This window comes from Nonomuraea jabiensis (assembly GCF_014204795.1).
Classification (GTDB): Bacteria; Actinomycetota; Actinomycetes; order Streptosporangiales; family Streptosporangiaceae; genus Nonomuraea; species Nonomuraea jabiensis.
Genome location: NZ_JACHMB010000001.1, coordinates 5811113 through 5828691 on the forward strand (window position 1 = coordinate 5811113; position 17579 = coordinate 5828691).

Annotated in this window: 11 protein-coding genes; 5 read left to right on the forward strand and 6 right to left on the reverse strand. The window is 70.2% G+C overall.

The annotated features are described in order from the left end of the window. Positions 1-52: 52 nt before the first annotated feature. Positions 53-187: a hypothetical protein gene (locus HD596_RS63900; RefSeq protein WP_281398277.1), complete on the forward strand. Its 135-nt coding sequence runs from the start codon at positions 53-55 to the stop codon at positions 185-187. After that, entirely contained in the window at positions 165-1073 is a 909-nt protein-coding gene (locus HD596_RS26900; protein ID WP_185072095.1) for a phosphotransferase, read from the forward strand. Before HD596_RS63900 ends, HD596_RS26900 begins: the two co-directional genes overlap by 23 nt. 44 nt (positions 1074-1117) lie before the next feature. Here HD596_RS26900 and HD596_RS26905 read toward each other — a convergent pair whose 3' ends face one another. The 3 genes from HD596_RS26905 to HD596_RS26915 form a co-directional block, all read right to left on the reverse strand. Beyond that, on the reverse strand, positions 1118-3100 hold the full coding sequence (locus tag HD596_RS26905) for an amino acid transporter (RefSeq protein WP_313044732.1): 1983 nt from the start codon (positions 3098-3100) through the stop codon (positions 1118-1120). Between the two features lie 121 nt (positions 3101-3221). Then, entirely contained in the window at positions 3222-4094 is an 873-nt protein-coding gene (locus HD596_RS26910) for an intradiol ring-cleavage dioxygenase (RefSeq protein WP_185072097.1), read from the reverse strand. 108 nt (positions 4095-4202) lie between these two features. Beyond that, entirely contained in the window at positions 4203-4994 is a 792-nt protein-coding gene (locus HD596_RS26915) for an intradiol ring-cleavage dioxygenase (RefSeq protein WP_185072098.1), read from the reverse strand. Between the two features lie 327 nt (positions 4995-5321). Between HD596_RS26915 and HD596_RS26920 the strand changes: the two genes are divergently transcribed. Beyond that, the gene (locus tag HD596_RS26920) at positions 5322-6710 is read left to right on the forward strand and encodes a glycoside hydrolase family 43 protein (RefSeq protein ID WP_185072099.1); all 1389 of its coding nucleotides are present in this window, start codon (positions 5322-5324) and stop codon (positions 6708-6710) included. Beyond that, positions 6707-9946 carry an MGH1-like glycoside hydrolase domain-containing protein gene (locus HD596_RS26925; RefSeq protein ID WP_185072100.1) on the forward strand — a complete coding sequence of 1080 codons (3240 nt, stop codon included), beginning with the start codon at positions 6707-6709 and terminating at the stop codon, positions 9944-9946. Before HD596_RS26920 ends, HD596_RS26925 begins: the two co-directional genes overlap by 4 nt. A 45-nt stretch (positions 9947-9991) precedes the next feature. On the opposite strand, the gene HD596_RS26930 is transcribed toward HD596_RS26925, so the two are convergent. From HD596_RS26930 to HD596_RS62075, 3 genes are all read right to left on the reverse strand, one after another. Further along, on the reverse strand, positions 9992-10714 hold the full coding sequence (locus tag HD596_RS26930; RefSeq protein WP_221519532.1) for an SDR family oxidoreductase: 723 nt from the start codon (positions 10712-10714) through the stop codon (positions 9992-9994). Positions 10715-10781: 67 nt separating this feature from the next. Continuing rightward, positions 10782-11600: a helix-turn-helix transcriptional regulator gene (locus tag HD596_RS26935; protein ID WP_185072102.1), complete on the reverse strand. Its 819-nt coding sequence runs from the start codon at positions 11598-11600 to the stop codon at positions 10782-10784. A gap of 83 nt (positions 11601-11683) precedes the next feature. After that, on the reverse strand, positions 11684-13921 hold the full coding sequence (locus tag HD596_RS62075; RefSeq protein WP_246554855.1) for a pectinesterase family protein: 2238 nt from the start codon (positions 13919-13921) through the stop codon (positions 11684-11686). Between the two features lie 206 nt (positions 13922-14127). Here HD596_RS62075 and HD596_RS26950 point away from each other — a divergent pair, with 206 nt between their 5' ends. Then, on the forward strand, positions 14128-17286 hold the full coding sequence (locus HD596_RS26950) for an endo-1,4-beta-xylanase (protein WP_185072103.1): 3159 nt from the start codon (positions 14128-14130) through the stop codon (positions 17284-17286). The last annotated feature ends 293 nt before the right edge of the window (positions 17287-17579 follow it).

A 17579-nucleotide genomic window follows, 5' to 3' on the forward strand; every position in this document is an offset into this window, starting at 1 on the left:
TCTCCGCCAAGTCGACCGCTTTATCGAGTGGCATGGGATGACCTTGGTGCCCATGATCGAATGGTGGACTCCACAGGACGTGTACGAGCTCGAGGCGCGCTGCGCCCGATTCCGCATTGCCAAGCTGGCGCTCGATCGGGGCGCCGAGGAAACGGACAGGGAGGATGAGGCCGACCCGGCGGCGTGAGTTCGCCGAGCTGCCGCCGTCGCTCGTGGCCGAGGTGGAGCGCAGGCTGGGCGCCGTGCGCGGGTTCGAGGAGCGGCGGGGCGGCTTCTCGGACGGCGTGCTCGGCGTGGCCGCGCTCGCCGGCGGGGAGCGCGTGTTCGTCAAGGCCGTCCCGGCGGACGGCGGGGACGCGGACGCCTACCGGGAGGAGGCCGCCGTCAGCGCGGCGCTGCCTCCCGGGGTGCCCGCGCCGCGCCTGCTGTTCACGGACGAAAGGGACGGCTGGCTGCTGATCTGCTCCGAACTGGCGCCCGGGCGGGTGCCGCACGAGCCGTGGCGCCCCGAGGAGCTGGCGGCGGCGCTGGACCTGCTCACGGTCTGCGCCAGGGAGCTGACCCCGGCGCCGGTCGACGGCCTCCCGACCGTCGCCGCGCGCATGAAGGGCCGCTGCGAGCTGTGGCAGGACCCGGGCAGCGCCCGGCTCGGCGCGTGGGAACGCGACCACCTGGCCAGGCTGGCGGAGGCCGAGCGGGAATGGGAGTCGCTGGTCACCGGCGACACGATGCTCCACTTCGATCCGCGCTTCGACAACATCCTCATCGACGAGCGCGGCACGGCCCGGCTGGTGGACTGGGGGCGGGCCTGCGTGGGCCCGGACTGGGCGGACCTCGTCTGCCTGCTGCTGGAGTCCGAGCTCGGGGACCCCGATCCGGAGGAGGTCTTCACCGGGCACCCGCTCGGGCGGCGGGCGGCGCCGGAGTGCGTGGACGCCCTGCTGGTGACGCTCCTGGGCTACTGGACGCGTACGGCGGTGCTCCCCGGGCCGGCGCACGCGCCGCACCTGCGGGAGCGGCGCGAGCACTCCCGCCGCGCCACCCTCGCCTGGCTCGGCACCCGCTGGGCGTGAAGGGCCTGCCGGGCGTGAAGAGCCTGCCGGGCGGGCGGAGCCCGCTAGCCGCCGACGTGGATGCCGGGCCGCGCGGCGGGGTCGGGCTCGCTCTTGCGCAGGATCTCGCGTACGACCGGCGCCGTGTCGCCGCGGCCGAGGATGAGATAGCGGAACAGGTGCACCAGCGGCGAGCCCTCCGCCCACGCGAAGTAGCAGTGCGGCCGCACGCCGCCGGCGTCGCGGAGCGCGAGCAGGATGGCGGCGATGGCGTTGGGCGCGGCCGGGCTCTCCGCGCGCAGGACGCGGTACTTGTCCACCTCCACCCCGCGCACGTGGAGCGCGCCGCTGAAGTCGGACGGGTCGATGACGTCGACCTCCAGGAACAGGATGTCCGCCCGGCCCGGGACCGGGTTGACCCCGCGCTGCTCGACCTCCTTGTCGGCGTACTCGGCCGCGTCACCCGCCTGGCGGCGGTTGGCGATGATGTTGAGCGCGCCGTCGTAGTCGAGCGAGTCGGCGATGAACCGCCGCGCCGCCTCGTCGAACTCGATCCGGTCGGCCCGCAGCTCGGTCGTCCGCGAGACGCGCGAGATCAGCGAGATGGCGACGATGCCCAGGATGAACAGCGCGGAGATGGCGATGCCGTCGGGCTTCTCCCGGATGTTCTCCACCAGCGCGTACACCAGCACCAGGGTGAGCACCGTGAAGCCGGCCGTGGCGGCCCGCTGGCGGCGGCGGACGGCCGAGATCGTCACCGCGACCGCGCCGGAGACCATCATGGCCAGGATGCCCGTGGCGTACGCGCCGGCCTGGGCGTCCACGTCGGCGTCGAACGCGATGGTGAGCACCACGCAGATGCCCGTGTAGACCAGCACCACGGGCCGCACGGCGCGGCCCCAGTCGGGCGCCATGCCGTAGGAAGGCAGGTAGCGCGGCACGATGTTGATCAGGCCGGCCATCGCCGAGGCCCCGGCGAACCACAGGATGAGGATCGTGCTGATGTCGTAGACCGTGCCGAACACCTCGCCGAGCCGCTCGTGCGCCAGATAGGCCAGCGCCCTGCCGTTGGCCTCGCCGCCGGGCCGGAACTCCTCGGCCGGGATGAGCACCGTGGTCACGAAGCTGGTCGCGATCAGGTAGACGCTCATGATGAGCGCGGCGCAGGTGAGCAGCTTGCGCGTGTTGGCGACGCGGGACTCCAGCTGCTCCTCGGCGGTCTTGCCGGCGGCGGCCACCAGCGGCATCATGCTGACGCCCGTCTCGAACCCCGAAAGGCCCAGCACGAGCAGCGGGAAGGCGAGCACGGCAGGTCCGATGAGGCCGCCGAAGCCGCCCGTGCCGCCGGCCAGCGCGTCGGTCCAGCGGGAGAGCGCGTCCGGCGAGGTGAAGACGTCGCCCAGGCCGACGGCGACGACGACCGCGTTCAGCACGAGGAAGATCGCGACCAGCGGGATGGCCACGCCGACCGCCTCGCTGAACCCGAGCAGGAACACCCCGCCCAGCACCAGCAGCAGCACCACGGTCAGCAGGACCTCGTGGCCGTGCAGGAAGCTCGGGAAGAACGGGTTCTCCACGACGTGCACGGACGCGTCGGCCGCCGACAGCGTGATCGTGATGATCCACGACGTGGCCACGAACCCCAGCAGCACCAGCACGAACAGCTTGCCCTGCCAGAACGGCAGCAGCCGCTCCAGCATCGCCACGGAGCCCTGCCCGTTCGGGCTCTCCCGGGCCACCCGCCGGTACATCGGCAGCATGCCGAGCAGCGTCAGCGCCACGATGAGCAGCGTGGCCAGCGGCGATAAGGCGCCGGCCGCCAGCGCGGCGATGGCGGGCAGGTAGGCCAGCGTGGAGAAGTAGTCGACGCCGGTCAGGCACATGACCTTCCACCACGCCTGCGGCTCGGCGTGCGCCTCGCTGGCCTCCGGGCCCGTCGGCTGCACGCGAAGCTGCAGCAACCAGCGCGCCAGGCCGTTGGACGGGGGCGCTGGAGGGTTCGGGCTTTCGACGACCGCGGGGATCGTACGCCCACCGGTACCGCTCACCGGATCTTCCTCTCTCATCGAGAACGCACCCCACCCTAGGGGGTCCGGCGCGCTGCCACGCGGCTGGTCCGGCGAATCTCCTCACATGCCCCCGAACACCACATACCTCAAGCGCAGAGGTTCAGGCGCCGTCCTTGTCGGAGTCGGCGGAGAAGACGATGACGCCGAGGTAGCCGTCGTCCTCCTGGGTGATCTTCATGAGCATGCTGTCGTCGTAGATGGTGTCGTCGTCGTTGAACGTGTCGCGCCCCGTGTGCTCGGAGTACGGCGACTTCGCCATGACCGCGCTGTTGAGCTTCTCGTCGAACATCAGCTGCGTGGTCAGCACGCGCTGGTTGCTGAAGTGGACCATGGCGTGGATGTGGATCGTGCGCCCCCGGTACCAGCCCGGCCAGATCGTGGTGAACTCCACGATGCCGTCACCGTTGGTGACCTGGGCGCCGCGGAGGTAGCGCTTGTCGTCGGTGGGCGTCAGATCCGCCATGTCGCCCCCGCCGTTACCGCCCCCGCCACTGGGCCCGCCGCCCGGCGGGGCGCTCGGGGGAGTGCCCCCGCCGGGCGGGTTGCCGCCGCCCCCGCCGGTCGAGGCCGCCTCGGCCCCCGAGTAGAGCCCGGCCGCGTCGCAGTGCCAGATCTCCACGACCGCGTTGCCCAGCGGCTTGCACGTCTCGCTGTCCTGCACCTTGATGGCCACCCGCAGCCGCACGCCCGGCCTGTCCTCGCGGATGTCGCTGCGGATCTTGTCGGCGTCGAAGTAGTACGGGCCCTGCGTCGTGGTGCTGGTCAGCTTGCAGGTGCCGGCCCCGTCGAACAGCGAGGTGAGGTCCTGGGCCGTGGTGGCGGCCGGCGTCACGCTCGCGCCCGTGGACGTCGTGACGGTCGCCGTGCCCTCGGCGCTCGAACAGGCCGCCAGCAGGCTGCCGAGCCCGAGCGAGCTGATGCCGGCGAACAGCCGCCGCCGGCTGACGCGCTGACCTTCGTGATCGTGTCCCACTGTGGTGTCCTTGTCCGGGATGCTCTGGTGTTCCGGACCTCACCGTAGGACGGGACCTCTTGGGGCCTCCTTTACCTCGGATGAAGTTCTCATGAGTTGGGTACGGCGTCAGCCGCCGTCCCGATCGGAGTCGGCGGACAGGATGATCGTGCCCAGGTAGCCGTCGCCGTCCTCGATGACCTGCAGCATCATGCCGTCCCGGAAGATGTTGTCGGCGCTGTTGAAGGTGTCGCGCCCGGTGTGCGCCGCGTAGGGCGGCGTCGCCAGCACCTTGGCGTTGAGCGCGTCGTCGAACATGATCTGCGTGTTCAGCACGCGCCGGTCGCTGAAGTGGACCATGGTGTGGATGTGGACCGTGCGGCCGGGATACCAGCCCGGCCAGATGGTCGTGAACTCCACGATGCCGTCGCCGTTGGTGACCTGCGCACCCCGCAGGTAGCGGGAGTCGTCCGAAGGTTTCATGTCGCTCATGAAGGCCACGTCGGTGAAACCGCCCGGGGGAGGGCCGCTGGCGGCGTCGTCCTTCGACTCCTTCTCCGCCCCCGAGTAGACCCCCGCGGCGTCGCAGTGCCAGATCTCCACGACGGCGTTGCCCATGGGCGAGCACGTCTCGCTGTCCTGCACCCTGATGCCCATCCGCAGCCGCACGCCCGGCTTGTTCTCGCGGATGTCGCTGCGGATCTTGTCCGCGTCGAAGTAGTACGGGCCCTGCGTCGCGCTCGGGGTCAGCTTGCACACGCGCGACCCGGCGAGCAGCGAGGCGAGATCGCCGCCCGCCGCCCTCGACGCCGCCCCGGCGCGGGCGCCGGGCGCCGACAGTACGGCACCGAGCCCGAGCGAGCTGATCCCGGCGATCAGCCGCCGCCGGCTGACCCGCTGACCTTCGTGATCGTGTCCCACTGGAGTTCCTTCTGGCGTTCCTTCTCTCAGACGAACCTCTCACGGGAGGACCGCCTTTCAGCGGAGGCGCGTCCTGCGGCCGATGACATTCCAGCCGAAACCCTTTTCGGTGATATGAAACTGTAACCAGGCTGCTCGCGAGCTGATCAGCGACCGTCAGGCCGGATAAGCCCAGTGTAAAGGCCATGCACACAGTTGCAGTGGCCGATTGACAGCCCCTGTCTGGTCGTTCTACTTTCCCGAAAACCTTTTAGGTTCACCGCTTCGATCCCTGTCCGTGATGTTAGCGCTAACAAAAACAATCGCTAGGTTGTAAGGGGCGAACACATGAGACGACGCTGGGCAGCGGCCCTCACCGCGGCACTCGTGCTCATCCTCGGCACCGCGACGCCCGCCAACGCGGGCGCGCCGATCACCACCGCGATCTACACGGCCGACCCGGCCGCGCTGGTCGTGGGCGACACCCTGTACCTCTACACCGGCCACGACGAGGCCCCCGCGGGCGGCACGAACTTCGTCATGCGCGACTGGCACGTCTTCACCTCGACCGACGCCACCAACTTCACCGACCAGGGCGCCAAGCTGTCGATCTCGAACTTCTCCTGGGCGGGCGCCGACGCCTGGGCGGGCGAGGTCGAGCGCGGCGCCGACGGCAAGTACTACTGGTACGTCCCCGTCAACGGCAACGGCGCCGGCTGGATGGACATCGGCGTGGCCGTCGGCGACAGCCCGCTCGGCCCGTTCCGCGACGCCAAGGGCGGCCCGCTGATCAGCGACAGCACCCCCAACTCCTCGCCGCTCAACATCGACCCCACCGTCTTCACCGACGACGACGGCCAGGTCTACATGTACTGGGGCTCCTACTACGGCCTGCGCGCCGCCAAGCTCAACGCCAACATGACCTCGCTCAACGGCTCGGTCGTCACCCCGAGCGGCGTGTCGAACTTCTGGGAGGCCCCCTGGATGTTCAAGCGCAACGGCGTCTACTACCTCGCCTACTCGGCCAACGACTCGGCCTGCTCCGCGCCGGGCTACGCCTGCATCAGGTATGCCACCGCCAGCAACCCGCTCGGGCCCTGGACGCACCGCGGCGTCGTGCTCGACCAGGTCAGCTCCACCACCAACCACCCGGCGATCATCGAGTACAAGGGCCAGTGGTACATGGTCTACCACAACGCCGCCGCCCCGGGCGGAGGCAACTTCCGCCGCTCGGTGACCATCGACAAGCTCTACTTCAACGCCGACGGCACCATGCAGAAGGTCGTCCAGACCGGCGGCCCCACCACCCCGGGCAACCTGGCGGCCAGTGCCACCCCGTACACCTCGTACGTCTCGTCCTGGGAGACGCTCGGGGCGATCAATGACGGCTACACCCCGGCGAACTCGGCCGACCACAGCCACGGCGCCTACGGCAACTGGGACCACCAGGGCACCGAGTGGATCGAGTACCGCTGGCCCAGCGCCCAGAACATCTCCAGGATCCAGACCTACTGGTTCGACGACGACCAGGGCATCGACCTGCCGGCCTCCTGCCAGGTGCAGTACTGGAACGGCAGCGCCTACGTCAACGTGCCGGGCCAGTCGTCCTGCGGCGTGGCGGGCAACACGTTCAACACCACCACGTTCACCTCGGTCAACACGACCCGGTTGCGGCTGAACATCACCTCCAAGTCCGGCTTCTCGACCGGTGTGCTCGAATGGAGGGCCTTCTCATGAGGCGCGCCCTATTAGCCCTGCTGCTCGTGGTCGGGATGCTCGTCGCCGGTGCGCCGGCGTACGCGGACCAGACCATCGGCTACCCGACCTTCAGCGGCCCGGCCGTCCCCGCCCCGCCGGGGTCGTACACGCCCGGCAACACGATGCAGGCCATCTACGACGCCGAGAGCTCCGGCACCGACTTCTGGATGGACCGGCTGCTGGCCCGCTCGGGCAACGACCCGGCCGGCACGTGGCTCATGACGCGCGGCCGGGCGCTGTTCATGAAGACCCACACGCCCGGCACGCTCGGCTTCGCCGGGCAGGTGGCGTACTGGGAGAGCATCAGCAACAACAACGCCTTCACCGTCGCCGTCACCCCCGGCACGTTCACCGAACAGGTGAACTCGCGCTGGCAGGCGCCCAGCTACTGGAAGAGCCGGCACACCAGCGGCTCGATCACGATCGACCAGACGAAGTTCATCACCGACAACAACGTGGCGGTGGCCAACCTGGCCATCACCAACGGCGGCTCCGCCTCGACGACGCTGCAGTTGCGCGCCACCTCGCCGTACGCCACCACCGGCAGCGGCAGCGAGCTGACCGGCCAGGTGAACGCCTACAACAACCTCACCACCATCTACCCGAGGCTGACCGGTGACGGGTTCACCGTCTCCAGCGGCGGGCTGAACAGGTCCGTCACGGTCGCCGCCGGGGCCACGGTGACCGTCAAGGTCGTCATGGGCTTCGTCACCAACGAGATCCCGGCCTCCCGCACCGACTACGACGCCTACGCCGGCTACACGCCCGCCACCGCGTTCGCCACGCACGTGCGGGCCTACAACAAGTGGTGGGCCGACAACATCCCCTACATCGACGTGCCCGAGCCCGGCATCAAGAAGAACATCTACTACCGCTGGTGGCTGATGCGCTTCAACCACCTGGACGCGGACATCCCCGGGCAGACCTTCCAGTTCCCCACCTCCGTCGAGGGCGCGCTGGGCTACAACAACGCGATCGCGCTGACCCAGCCCATGCACATCGACGACCTCAAGTACCTGCGTAACCCGATCTACTCGTACGGCGACTGGCTGAGCGTCGGGCAGATCTCCAAGAACGGCCGCTTCCTGGACAACCCTGGCGACCCGGAGAACTGGTCGAACAGCTACACGCAGTACATCGCCGAGGCGGCCTGGAAGAGCTACCAGATCCACGGCGGCCAGCCCGCCATCGCCGCGAACCTGGCCCGCTACGCCGAGCAGGACGTCAAGGGCCAGCTCTCCTACTACGACCACGACAACAACAAGCTCATCGAGTACGACTGGGGCGCCCTGACCGGCAACGACGCCGACGCCGTGTCCTTCCACTGGAAGCCGGGCAACATGGACCGCGCCGAGGCCGCCTACCAGTACAGCGGGGCGCTGGCCGCCGCGCAGGCGTACGACGCGGTCGGCAACACGGCCAAGGCGAACGAGATGCGCACGCTGGCCACGCAGATCCAGAACGCCATCGTCAACGTGCTGTGGAACCCCAACAGGCAGCTCTTCGAGCACCGGCTGAAGTCCACCAACGAATGGGTGCCGTGGAAGGAGATCAACAACTACTACCCGTTCGCCGTGGGTGCCATCCCCAACACCTCCACCTACAAGCAGGCCCTGCGCCTGTTCGACGACCCGGCGCAGTATCCGATCTTCCCCTTCTACACCGCCAACCAGGCCGACAAGGCGGCCTCGGGCACCGGCAGCAACAACTTCTCCACGATCAACTCCACGGTGCAGTTCCGCCTGCTCTCCTCGGTGCTGCGGAACTACCCCAACGAGTGGATCGACCCCACCTGGTACAAGAAGCTGCTCTACTGGAACGCCTGGGCGCAGTACATCAACGGCAACACCCAGTGGCCGGACGCCAACGAGTTCTGGGCCGACTGGAACGGCTCGTCCATCACCTACCGCTCGTGGATCCACCACAACATCCTGGGCAGCAGCAACTGGACCGTGATCGAGGACGTCGCCGGCCTGCGGCCGCGCAACGACGCCAAGGTGGAGCTCTCGCCGATCAACATCGGCTGGACCCACTTCACCGTCAACAACCTGCGCTACCGCAACGCCGACCTGACCATCGTCTGGGACGACCCCTCCGACGGCGTCGTGCGCTACCCGGGCGTGCCCGAGGGCTACTCGATCTACATCAACGGCAGCCGGGCGGCCACGGTGTCGTCGCTGGTGCCGTTCACGTGGGACCCGGCCACCGGTGACGTCACCACCAGCGGATCCGTCACCTACCACGTGGCCGTGCCCGGGCTGCAGGCGCCCGCGCAGGTCACCCAGAACAGCGCCCGCATGGTCGACATGCTGGCCAAGGCCGGCGTCGACCTGACCGCCAACCTCACCAACCTCGCCGCCGGCGCCACCGCCACGGCCTCCACCACCGCCTCGGGCAGCACCACCGCGGGCGCGGTGGACGGCTTCCCGATCAACGAGCCGTTCTGGGGCGGCACGACCGCCGGGCAGGACTGGTACGAGCTGAACTTCGGCTCCGCCAAGACGGTCAACGAGGTGCGGCTCTACTTCAAGGACAGCCGCCCGGCCAGCGCCACCTACCGGGCGCCGGCGTCGTACGACATCCAGTACTACAACGGCAGCGCCTGGGTCAGCGTGCCCGGCCAGGCCAAGACGCCGTCCGCGCCGCGGGCCAACTACAACGTGGTGCAGTTCACCGCGGTCAGCACGCAGCGCCTGCGGGTCCTGGCCACGGCGGCCTCCGGGGCCAGGACGGGGCTCACCGAGATCAAGGTCTTCAACCGGGGCGGCGTGCAGCAGCCGAATCCCACCAACCTGGCGTCGTCGGCCACGCCGTCGGCGTCGAACACCTCGTCGTGGGAGAGCGTGGCCGCGATCAACGACGGGATCGACCCGCCGTCGTCCAACGACACCGTCAATCCGCGCTGGGGCTGCTGGCCGGAGACCGGGCAGCAGTGGGTGGACCTGACCTGGGGCTCGGCCCAGAACCTGAACCGCGCCGAGGTGTACTTCTTCGACGACGACGAGGGGATCGACATGCCCGCGTCGTGGAAGCTGCAGTACTGGAACGGCAGCGCGTACGTGGACGTGCCGGGCGCCTCGGCGTACACGCTGACCAAGAACGCCTACAACAGCGTCACCTTCAACGCCACGAGCACGACCCGCCTGCGGGTGCTGCTCACCGGCAACGGCAGCAATTCCGTCGGCCTCCTGGAGGTCAAGGCCTACGGTCCGTGACACCACGGTGGGGGCGCGCCGCTGCGCGCCCCCACCCCCGCCCCGTCAGCGTTGCCTGGCGGGGCGGATGATCATCTCGTTCACGTCCACCTCCGGCGGCCGGCCGATCGCGTACGCGATGGCGTCGGCGATGGCCTCCGGCGGGATCGAATCCGCCCGGTACGCGCGCATCGCCTCCTGCGCGCCCGGCTCGGTGATCGTGTCGGCCAGCTCCGACTCCACGACGCCCGGGGAGATCGTGGTGACGCGGATGCTCGGGTCGAGCTCCAGGCGCAGCCCCTCGGTGATCGCCCAGGCGGCGTACTTGGTGGCACAGTAGACCGCGGCCGTCGGCACCACCCCGTGCGCGCCGATCGAGGCCACGGTGACGAAGTGGCCGCCGCCCTGCCGCTGGAAGTGGGGCAGCGCCGCGGCGATGCCGTGCAGCAGGCCGCGCACGTTCACGTCGATCATCCGCTCCCACTCGTCCACCAGCAGCGAGTCCAGCCGGGACAGCGGCATCACGCCCGCGTTGTTGACGATCACGTCCACCCGGCCGTGCCGCTCCGCGGCCGTGTCGGCGAACCTCGTGACGTCCGCGCGGTCCGTCACGTCGAGGGGGTGCACCTCCACGCTGCCGCCCTTGTTCCTGATGCTTTCGGCGACGGCGGCCAGCCGGTCCTCGCGGCGGGCGCCGATGACCAGGTGGTGGCCCTCGCGGGCGAGGCGCACCGCGGTGGCCTGCCCGATGCCGCTGCTGGCGCCGGTGACCAGGACGATCTTCTTCATAGGTGTCTCCAGGTAGATGGGCATGGCGAAATGGCGCCCCGGCGGGGCGCGGTCAGTGAAGGGTCGTTCAGCCGGCGGTCAGGGAGCCCAGCAGGGACAGCGCCTCTTCCGACGGGCTGCCCGGGTCGGCCTGGTAGACGACGAGCTGCCGGCCGGGAGAGCTGTTCACGGTCAGCGACTCGTAGTGCAGGGTCAGCTCGCCCACCAGGGGGTGGCGGAAGCGCTTGGTCTCGTGGGTCTTCTGGCGGATGTCGTGGCGGGCCCACAGCCTGCGGAAGGGCTCGCTCTTGACCGACAGCTCGCCGACCACCTCGATCAGCAGCGGGTCGTCCGGGTCGGCGCCCGCGCCGGCCCGGAGCCCGGCGACCGTGTTGACCGCCACCCTTTCCCAGTCGGGGTAGAACTCCCGCGCGTCCGGGTCGAGGAACACCAGCCGGACCAGGTCCCCGCTGTAGGCGTGGCCGTCGAACAGGGCCCTGCCGAGCGTGTTGGCGGCCAGCACGTTCAGGCGGCGGCCCAGGACCACCGCGGGGGTGTGCGGCCAGCACTCCATCATGCGCAGCAGGTTCGGGCTGACCGGCTCCCGCCTGGTGGCCGCCCGCCTGCGCCGGACCGGGCGGGCCAGCCGGTGCAGGTGCGCGGCCGCGTCCTCCTCCAGGGCCAGGGCGTGGGCGAGCGCGTCGACCACCTGGGCGGAGGGGTGGCGCTCGCGGCCCTGCTCCAGCCGTACGTAGTAGTCGGTGCTCACGCCCGCGAGCCGGGCGACCTCCTCCCGGCGCAGCCCCGCCACGCGGCGCCGGGTCGTGACCGGGACGCCGGCCTCCTCCGGCTGGAGCAGCTCGCGACGGGCTCGCAGGAACTGGCCGAGTGGGTTGTCCCTGTCCATGTCTTCGAGGTTAGGCCAGGTCCGGGGGTTCCCCGGGGGCTGAAGGTGGCCGCGCCGCACCCACCTTGCGGGGCGGGGCCGCCTCAGTGCAGGCGGCCCGCTCCGGCTCTCGCCGGGACGAGGGCGCGCAGCGCCTGCGGCGGGTGGACGCGGGTGAACAGCGCCGGGGTCCAGCCGGCGTCCGGCCCGAGGGCCGTGCCGTGCGCGGCGTTGTACGCGGCCACCACGTCGGCCGGTGCGCCGTTCACCAGGTTGCCCTTCGCGGTGATCGCGGTGCCGTTGAACACCGACAGGACCTTGTCGGCCGCGATGCCGTCGAAGGCGTTGTTCTCGGCGTAGACCTTGGAGCCGAAGCCCACACCGATGCTGTAGCCGTGGCCTTCGCCGCCCGTGTAGTAGTTGTTGTAGACGTGCACCTGGCCGAAGCGCACCCTGGGCGCGCGCTGGCCGAGGCCCTCGAAGTAGTTGTGGTGCAGGGTGACCTTGAGCTTGTCCGCCTCGCCGTACCGCGTGGGGCTGTCGGTGTTGCCGATCAGGGTCACCTTGTCGTGGTCGCTGAGGTGGTTCCAGGAGAGCGTCACGTACGTGGAGGCGCGGACGACGTCCAGGAGGCCGTCGTGCACCTGGTACGGGCGGCCGAAGTAGCGCGGCTGGCCCGAGTCCGGGTTGTCGCCGTCGTTGAGCGTGTTGTGGTCGAGCCAGACGTGCGTGGATCCGGAGACCTCGACGTTGTCGAAGGAGGCGTTCCAGTTGCCGTCCGCGCCGTCGGTCGGGTCCCACTGCGGGAAGCAGTCGGAGGTGTCGGTGATGGTGAGGTTGCGGACGATGACGTTGTCGGCGTTGCTGACGCGCACGCCGAAGCTCTTCAGCGCCGCGTCCGCGCCGAGGCCCATGAGGGTGACGTTCGAGCCGACGGTGACCGTGACGTGCTCGGCCATCTTCGCGTACGACGCCTTGCGGGCCTCCTCCAGCGGACCTGAGGGGACACTGGTCCGGCCCCAGACGGCCGGGTCGTAGGCGGCCAGGTAGGCGGGCAGGCTGTAGCCGTTGACGGCGTAGTCCGCGCAGGTCAGCGGGGTTCCGTCGGGAGCCGTGTCGGCGTCTATGGCGCCCTTCACGTACACGATCCTGGGGGTGTTGTCGGCCGGGTCGCCGAGCGCCGCGACCAGCTCGGCCCTGGTCCTGACCACGTGGACGTCCTCGGGGCGGGCGGCCGAGCCGCCGGTGGTGCCGGTGGTGGCCGCCGCCCAGCCGTCGTCGCGGGGGAGCACCTCGCGGCCGGGCTCGCGCGGGACGGGGCGGTGGCGGCGGATCGGGTTCCAGCCGTCACCGCCCGCCAGGTACCGCTCCGGGGTGAAGGCGGCGGCCTGGCCGGGGGTGAGCTGCGGCCGGTCGTCGTTGACGGTCGCGCCGGGGCCGTGGTTGCGGTACTCGGACAGGCGCGCGTCCCGCCAGCTCAGGCCGGACATGTCGGTCCAGGGGGCGTCCTTGACCTGCTGGCCCAGCCACGACTCGCGCACCAGCACCTGGCCCCGGGCCGTGGCGGAGCCGCCGGCCGGCCACGGGCGGCCCAGGTGGAAGGTGCGGGCGGGCGCGTCGCTGGTGAGGTGGCTGCGGTAGATCAGGAAGCCGTACGGGTTGCTCAGCTCGGTGCTGGCGGCGGTGACGTAGCCGTTGTTGTCCGCGCTGCCGCGGGTCCTGCCCTTGATCACGCAGTGGTCGAAGACGGCGGTGGCGCGGCCGAAGATGAAGTCGACGTCGCCCTCGACGTAGCAGTCGGTGAAGTACTGCCTGGCGACCGTCGTGGCCGAGGCGGTGTTGGCGTACAGGGTGTCCTGGTTTCCGAGGAACCGCACGTTGTCGTACACCTGGCGGTCGCCCGTCGTCCGCACGGCCACCGCCTGGCTGTAGCCGTGCGCGGCCTCGTCGTAGGCGTTCTCGAAGGTGAGGTTGCGGGCGGTGAAGTCGGGGGCGCTGATCGTGTACGAGGCGCTGCCGGAGGTGCCGTACGGGCCCGAGCCGTCCGGCTTCTGCGTGGCCGCCGAGGCGTCGAACGTGAGCACCACCTCGCGCGGGTCCCGCGTGGCGCCGACCAGGGAGATGTGCGGTTTGTCGGCAGGGATGACCACCTGCTGCCGGTAGGTGCCCTTGCGGACCAGGATGGTGACCGGGCGGGCGTTGCCGGCGGGGACGGCGTCGACCGCGGCCTGCACGGTCGTGTGGTCGCCCGTGCCGTCCGCCGCGACCACGATGGTGGCGGCGGACGTGGCCGCTGTCACAGGGGGCAGGGCGAGCAAGGGGAGAAGTAGCAGGAAGCGCATGAGGCGACCTCGCCGATGGGGTGCGGCAATCGGTTGCATGAAACGCTGACTCAGCCACCTCATTCCGTCAATGCCCTGCAGTGAAACTGCACCACGCTGCAACAAGCGATTGCAAGATTACGAGTGATCTTGACCGCCGGACCGCACCGATCTACAGTCCGCCTGATATTTATCGGCGCTTCGCTGAAACTTTCATCGGGAGCATCGTGCGCACCCTTCGAGCCCTGGTGGCCGCCGCCCTGTTGTGCCTCGTGCCCGCGCTCTCCGCGCACGCGGCGGCGGACCTGACCTACGACTTCGAGAACGGCACCACCCAGGGATGGGGGCCACGCGGCGACGGCGTCTCCGTCACGGTGACGCCGGACGCCGCCCACGGGGGCACGAGCAGCCTCCTGACCACCGGTCGCACCGCCACGTGGCACGGCGCGTCCATCGCCGCGCCGTTCGTCCGGGGTACCGGCTATGCCGTGACCGCGTACGCGCGGCTGGTGAGCGGCCAGCCGGCCGCCACGATCGCGCTGACCGTCCAGCGCACCCCGGCCGGGGGCAGCACCACGTACGAGCGGGTCGCGGCGGCCACCGTGACCGACGGCGGGTGGACGCGGCTGTCGGGGAACTACCAGTTCACCGCCGAGTCCGCCGACGTGCAGCTCTACGCCGAGAGCTCCGACGCCACCGGCGAGTTCTACCTGGACGACATCGTCGTCACCCCGCTGGGCGACCCCACGCGCGAGCCCGTCAACAGCGACTTCGAGGACGGCACCGCGCAGGACTGGACGTCCAGAGCCGCCGCCACCCTCCAGCCGAGCGCGGAGGCCGCCCACGCGGGCAGCCGCTCGCTGGCCGTGAGCGGCCGCTCGGCCTCCTGGGACGGACCCGCGCTCAACGTGTTCGGCCGGATGGCCAAGGGCGACAAATACGCCCTGTCGGTGTGGGTGCGGCTCGGGCCGGAGGCCACGGCGGGCCGGCTCGGCCTGTCGATCGAGCGCAGGACCGGCGACACCCCGAGCTACGAGCGCGTGGCCTCGCCGAAGGACGTGCCGGCGGGGGAGTGGGTGCAGCTGTCGGGCACGTACACGCTCGCGTACGACGTCGACTTCCTCAGCGTCTATGTCGAGTCCGAGACCGGCACCTTCCCCTTCTACCTGGACGACTTCTCCATGAAGTACGTCCAGCCCAAGCCGATCCAGACCGACATCCCCGCGCTCAAGGACAAGGTGCCGTTCGTCATGGGCTCGGCGCTCACCAGACCCGACGCGCTCGGCGTCCACGGCGAGCTGCTGGCCAGGCACTTCAGCGGCGTCACCCCCGGCAACGAGCTCAAATGGGACGCCACCGAGCCCCGTGAGGGCGAGTTCACCTTCGCCGACGGCGACTTCCTGGTGGACTTCGCCACCCGGCACGGCATGACGATCCGCGGCCACACGCTCGCCTGGCACAGCCAGACCCCCGACTGGGTTTTCCAGAACGCCGACAAGGAGCTGCTGCTCAAGCGCCTGGAGACGCACGTGCGCACGCTCGTGACCAGGTACAAGGGCAAGATCGCGGCCTGGGACGTGGTCAACGAGGTCGTGGACGAGAACCAGCCCGACGGCCTGCGCCGCTCCAAGTGGTACGAGATCGCCGGCCTCGACTTCATCCGCACCGCCTTCCGCGTCGCCCGCGAGGCCGACCCGGACGCCAAGCTCTTCATCAACGACTACAACACCGAGTTCCCGCGCAAGCGCGAGGCCCTGTACGCGCTGGTCAAGCGGCTCAAAGGGGAAGGGGTGCCGATCGACGGCGTGGGCCACCAGCTCCACCTGAACATCGAGCACCCGCCCGCCTCCTCCGTCGAGGCCACGATCGAGCGCTTCGCCACGCTGGGGGTGGACCAGCAGGTCACCGAGCTGGACGTCAGCGTCTACACGGACTTCGTGTCGTCGTACGACACGATCCCGCCCGAACTGCTCGTCCAGCAGGGCCACCGTTACAAGGAGCTGTTCGACGTCTTCCGGCGGCAGGCCGCCAAGCTCAGCTCCGTGACCGTCTGGGGCGAGTCCGACGACGTGAGCTGGCTGCGGTCGTGGCCGATCCCGCGGCTGAACGCGCCGCTGCTGTTCGACGACGACCTGCAGGCCAAGCCCGCCTACTGGGGCGTCGTGGACCCGTCCCGGCTGCCCCCGTCGGTGCGCAGGCTGGAGGCGCCCGCCGGGACGCCCAAGGTGGACGGCAGGCGGGACCTCGAGTGGGACCTGCTGCCGGACTCGCCGATCGCGCGGGTGGGCGCGGTGTCCGCCGGGTTCCAGGCGCGTTCGTCCGGCAAGGCGCTGTACGTGCTCGCCGAGGTCACCGACCCGACGGCCGGCAAGGACGACCGGGTGACGTTCACCGTCAACGGCACCCCGTACGTCGTCAAACGGACCGGCGCCTCGTACGTCGCCAAGCGGACCGGCACCCCGGACACCGCCAAGGGGACCGGCGGCCCCAAGGCGGCGGTGCGGCCGACCGCAACCGGCTACCGCGTCGAGGCCCTGATCCCGACCGGCACCGACGCGGCCGTGACCACAAGCGACTCCATGGCCGCGACCGGCACCGACGTGGACGTGACCGCAAGCGATTCCACGGCCGCGACCGGCACCGACGCGGCCGTGACCACAAGCGACTTCGTGGCCGCGACCGGCACCGACGTGGACGTGACCGCAAGCGATTCCACGGCCGCGACCGGCACCGACGTGGACGTGACCGTGACCGACTCCGCCGGCGCGAGCACCTCCTGGACCGGGAAGGTCACCACCGCGCCCGCGGTCAAGCTCACCTCCGCCGCCCACCGCACGCCCGTGCTCGACGGCACCGTGGACCGGACCTGGTCGGCCGCACCGGAGATCCGCCCCGCGACCTGGATCCAGGGCACGTCCGGCGCGACCGCCAGGGTTCGCTCACTGTGGAGCGGATCCACGCTGTACGTGCTCGCCCAGGTCACCGATCCGACGCTGAGCGAGCAGTCCCCGAACCCGTGGGAGCAGGACTCCGTCGAGATCTTCGTGGACCCCGGCAACGGCAAGACCAAGGGCTACGAGGACGACGACGGCCAGTACCGGATCAGCTTCTCGGGCCGGATCACGGTCGGCGGGACGTTCGACGCGAGCGGGGTGAAGGACCACGTGAAGGCGGTGACCAGAACGGTGCCCGGCGGATACGTCGTCGAGGCGGCCATCGACCTACCCACGATCACCCTCGCACCGGGCACGCTGCTGGGCTTCGACATCCAGGTCAACGACGCCACGGGCACCACCCGTACCGGCGCGGTGACCTGGAACGACAACACCGCCCGAAGCTACCTGGACACCAGCCACTGGGGCGTCCTCCGCCTCACCCAGGGGTAGGCGGGCCCGGAGCCACCCGCCCGTTGCCCGGTTACCGGCTGGGCCTGCCGATGCCCACCCCGGACCGGGATGCCTTCCGGGGCACCCTGCAGCCTCCCAACCGCAGGTCTTTGCTTGCCTCCGCAAGGTACACCCGACATTCTGCGGCCGGAGTACGTCTGAGCTTCTCTTTACCCTCTGATCTTCGTATTCGCCCTGGTTGGCTCCATCGCATGGCCGCCCCCCGCAGCAGTGGAACGGCTGGAGATCTCCACTCCTACCTGGCGGATCGCGCTGGGCACGAACGTGGGATC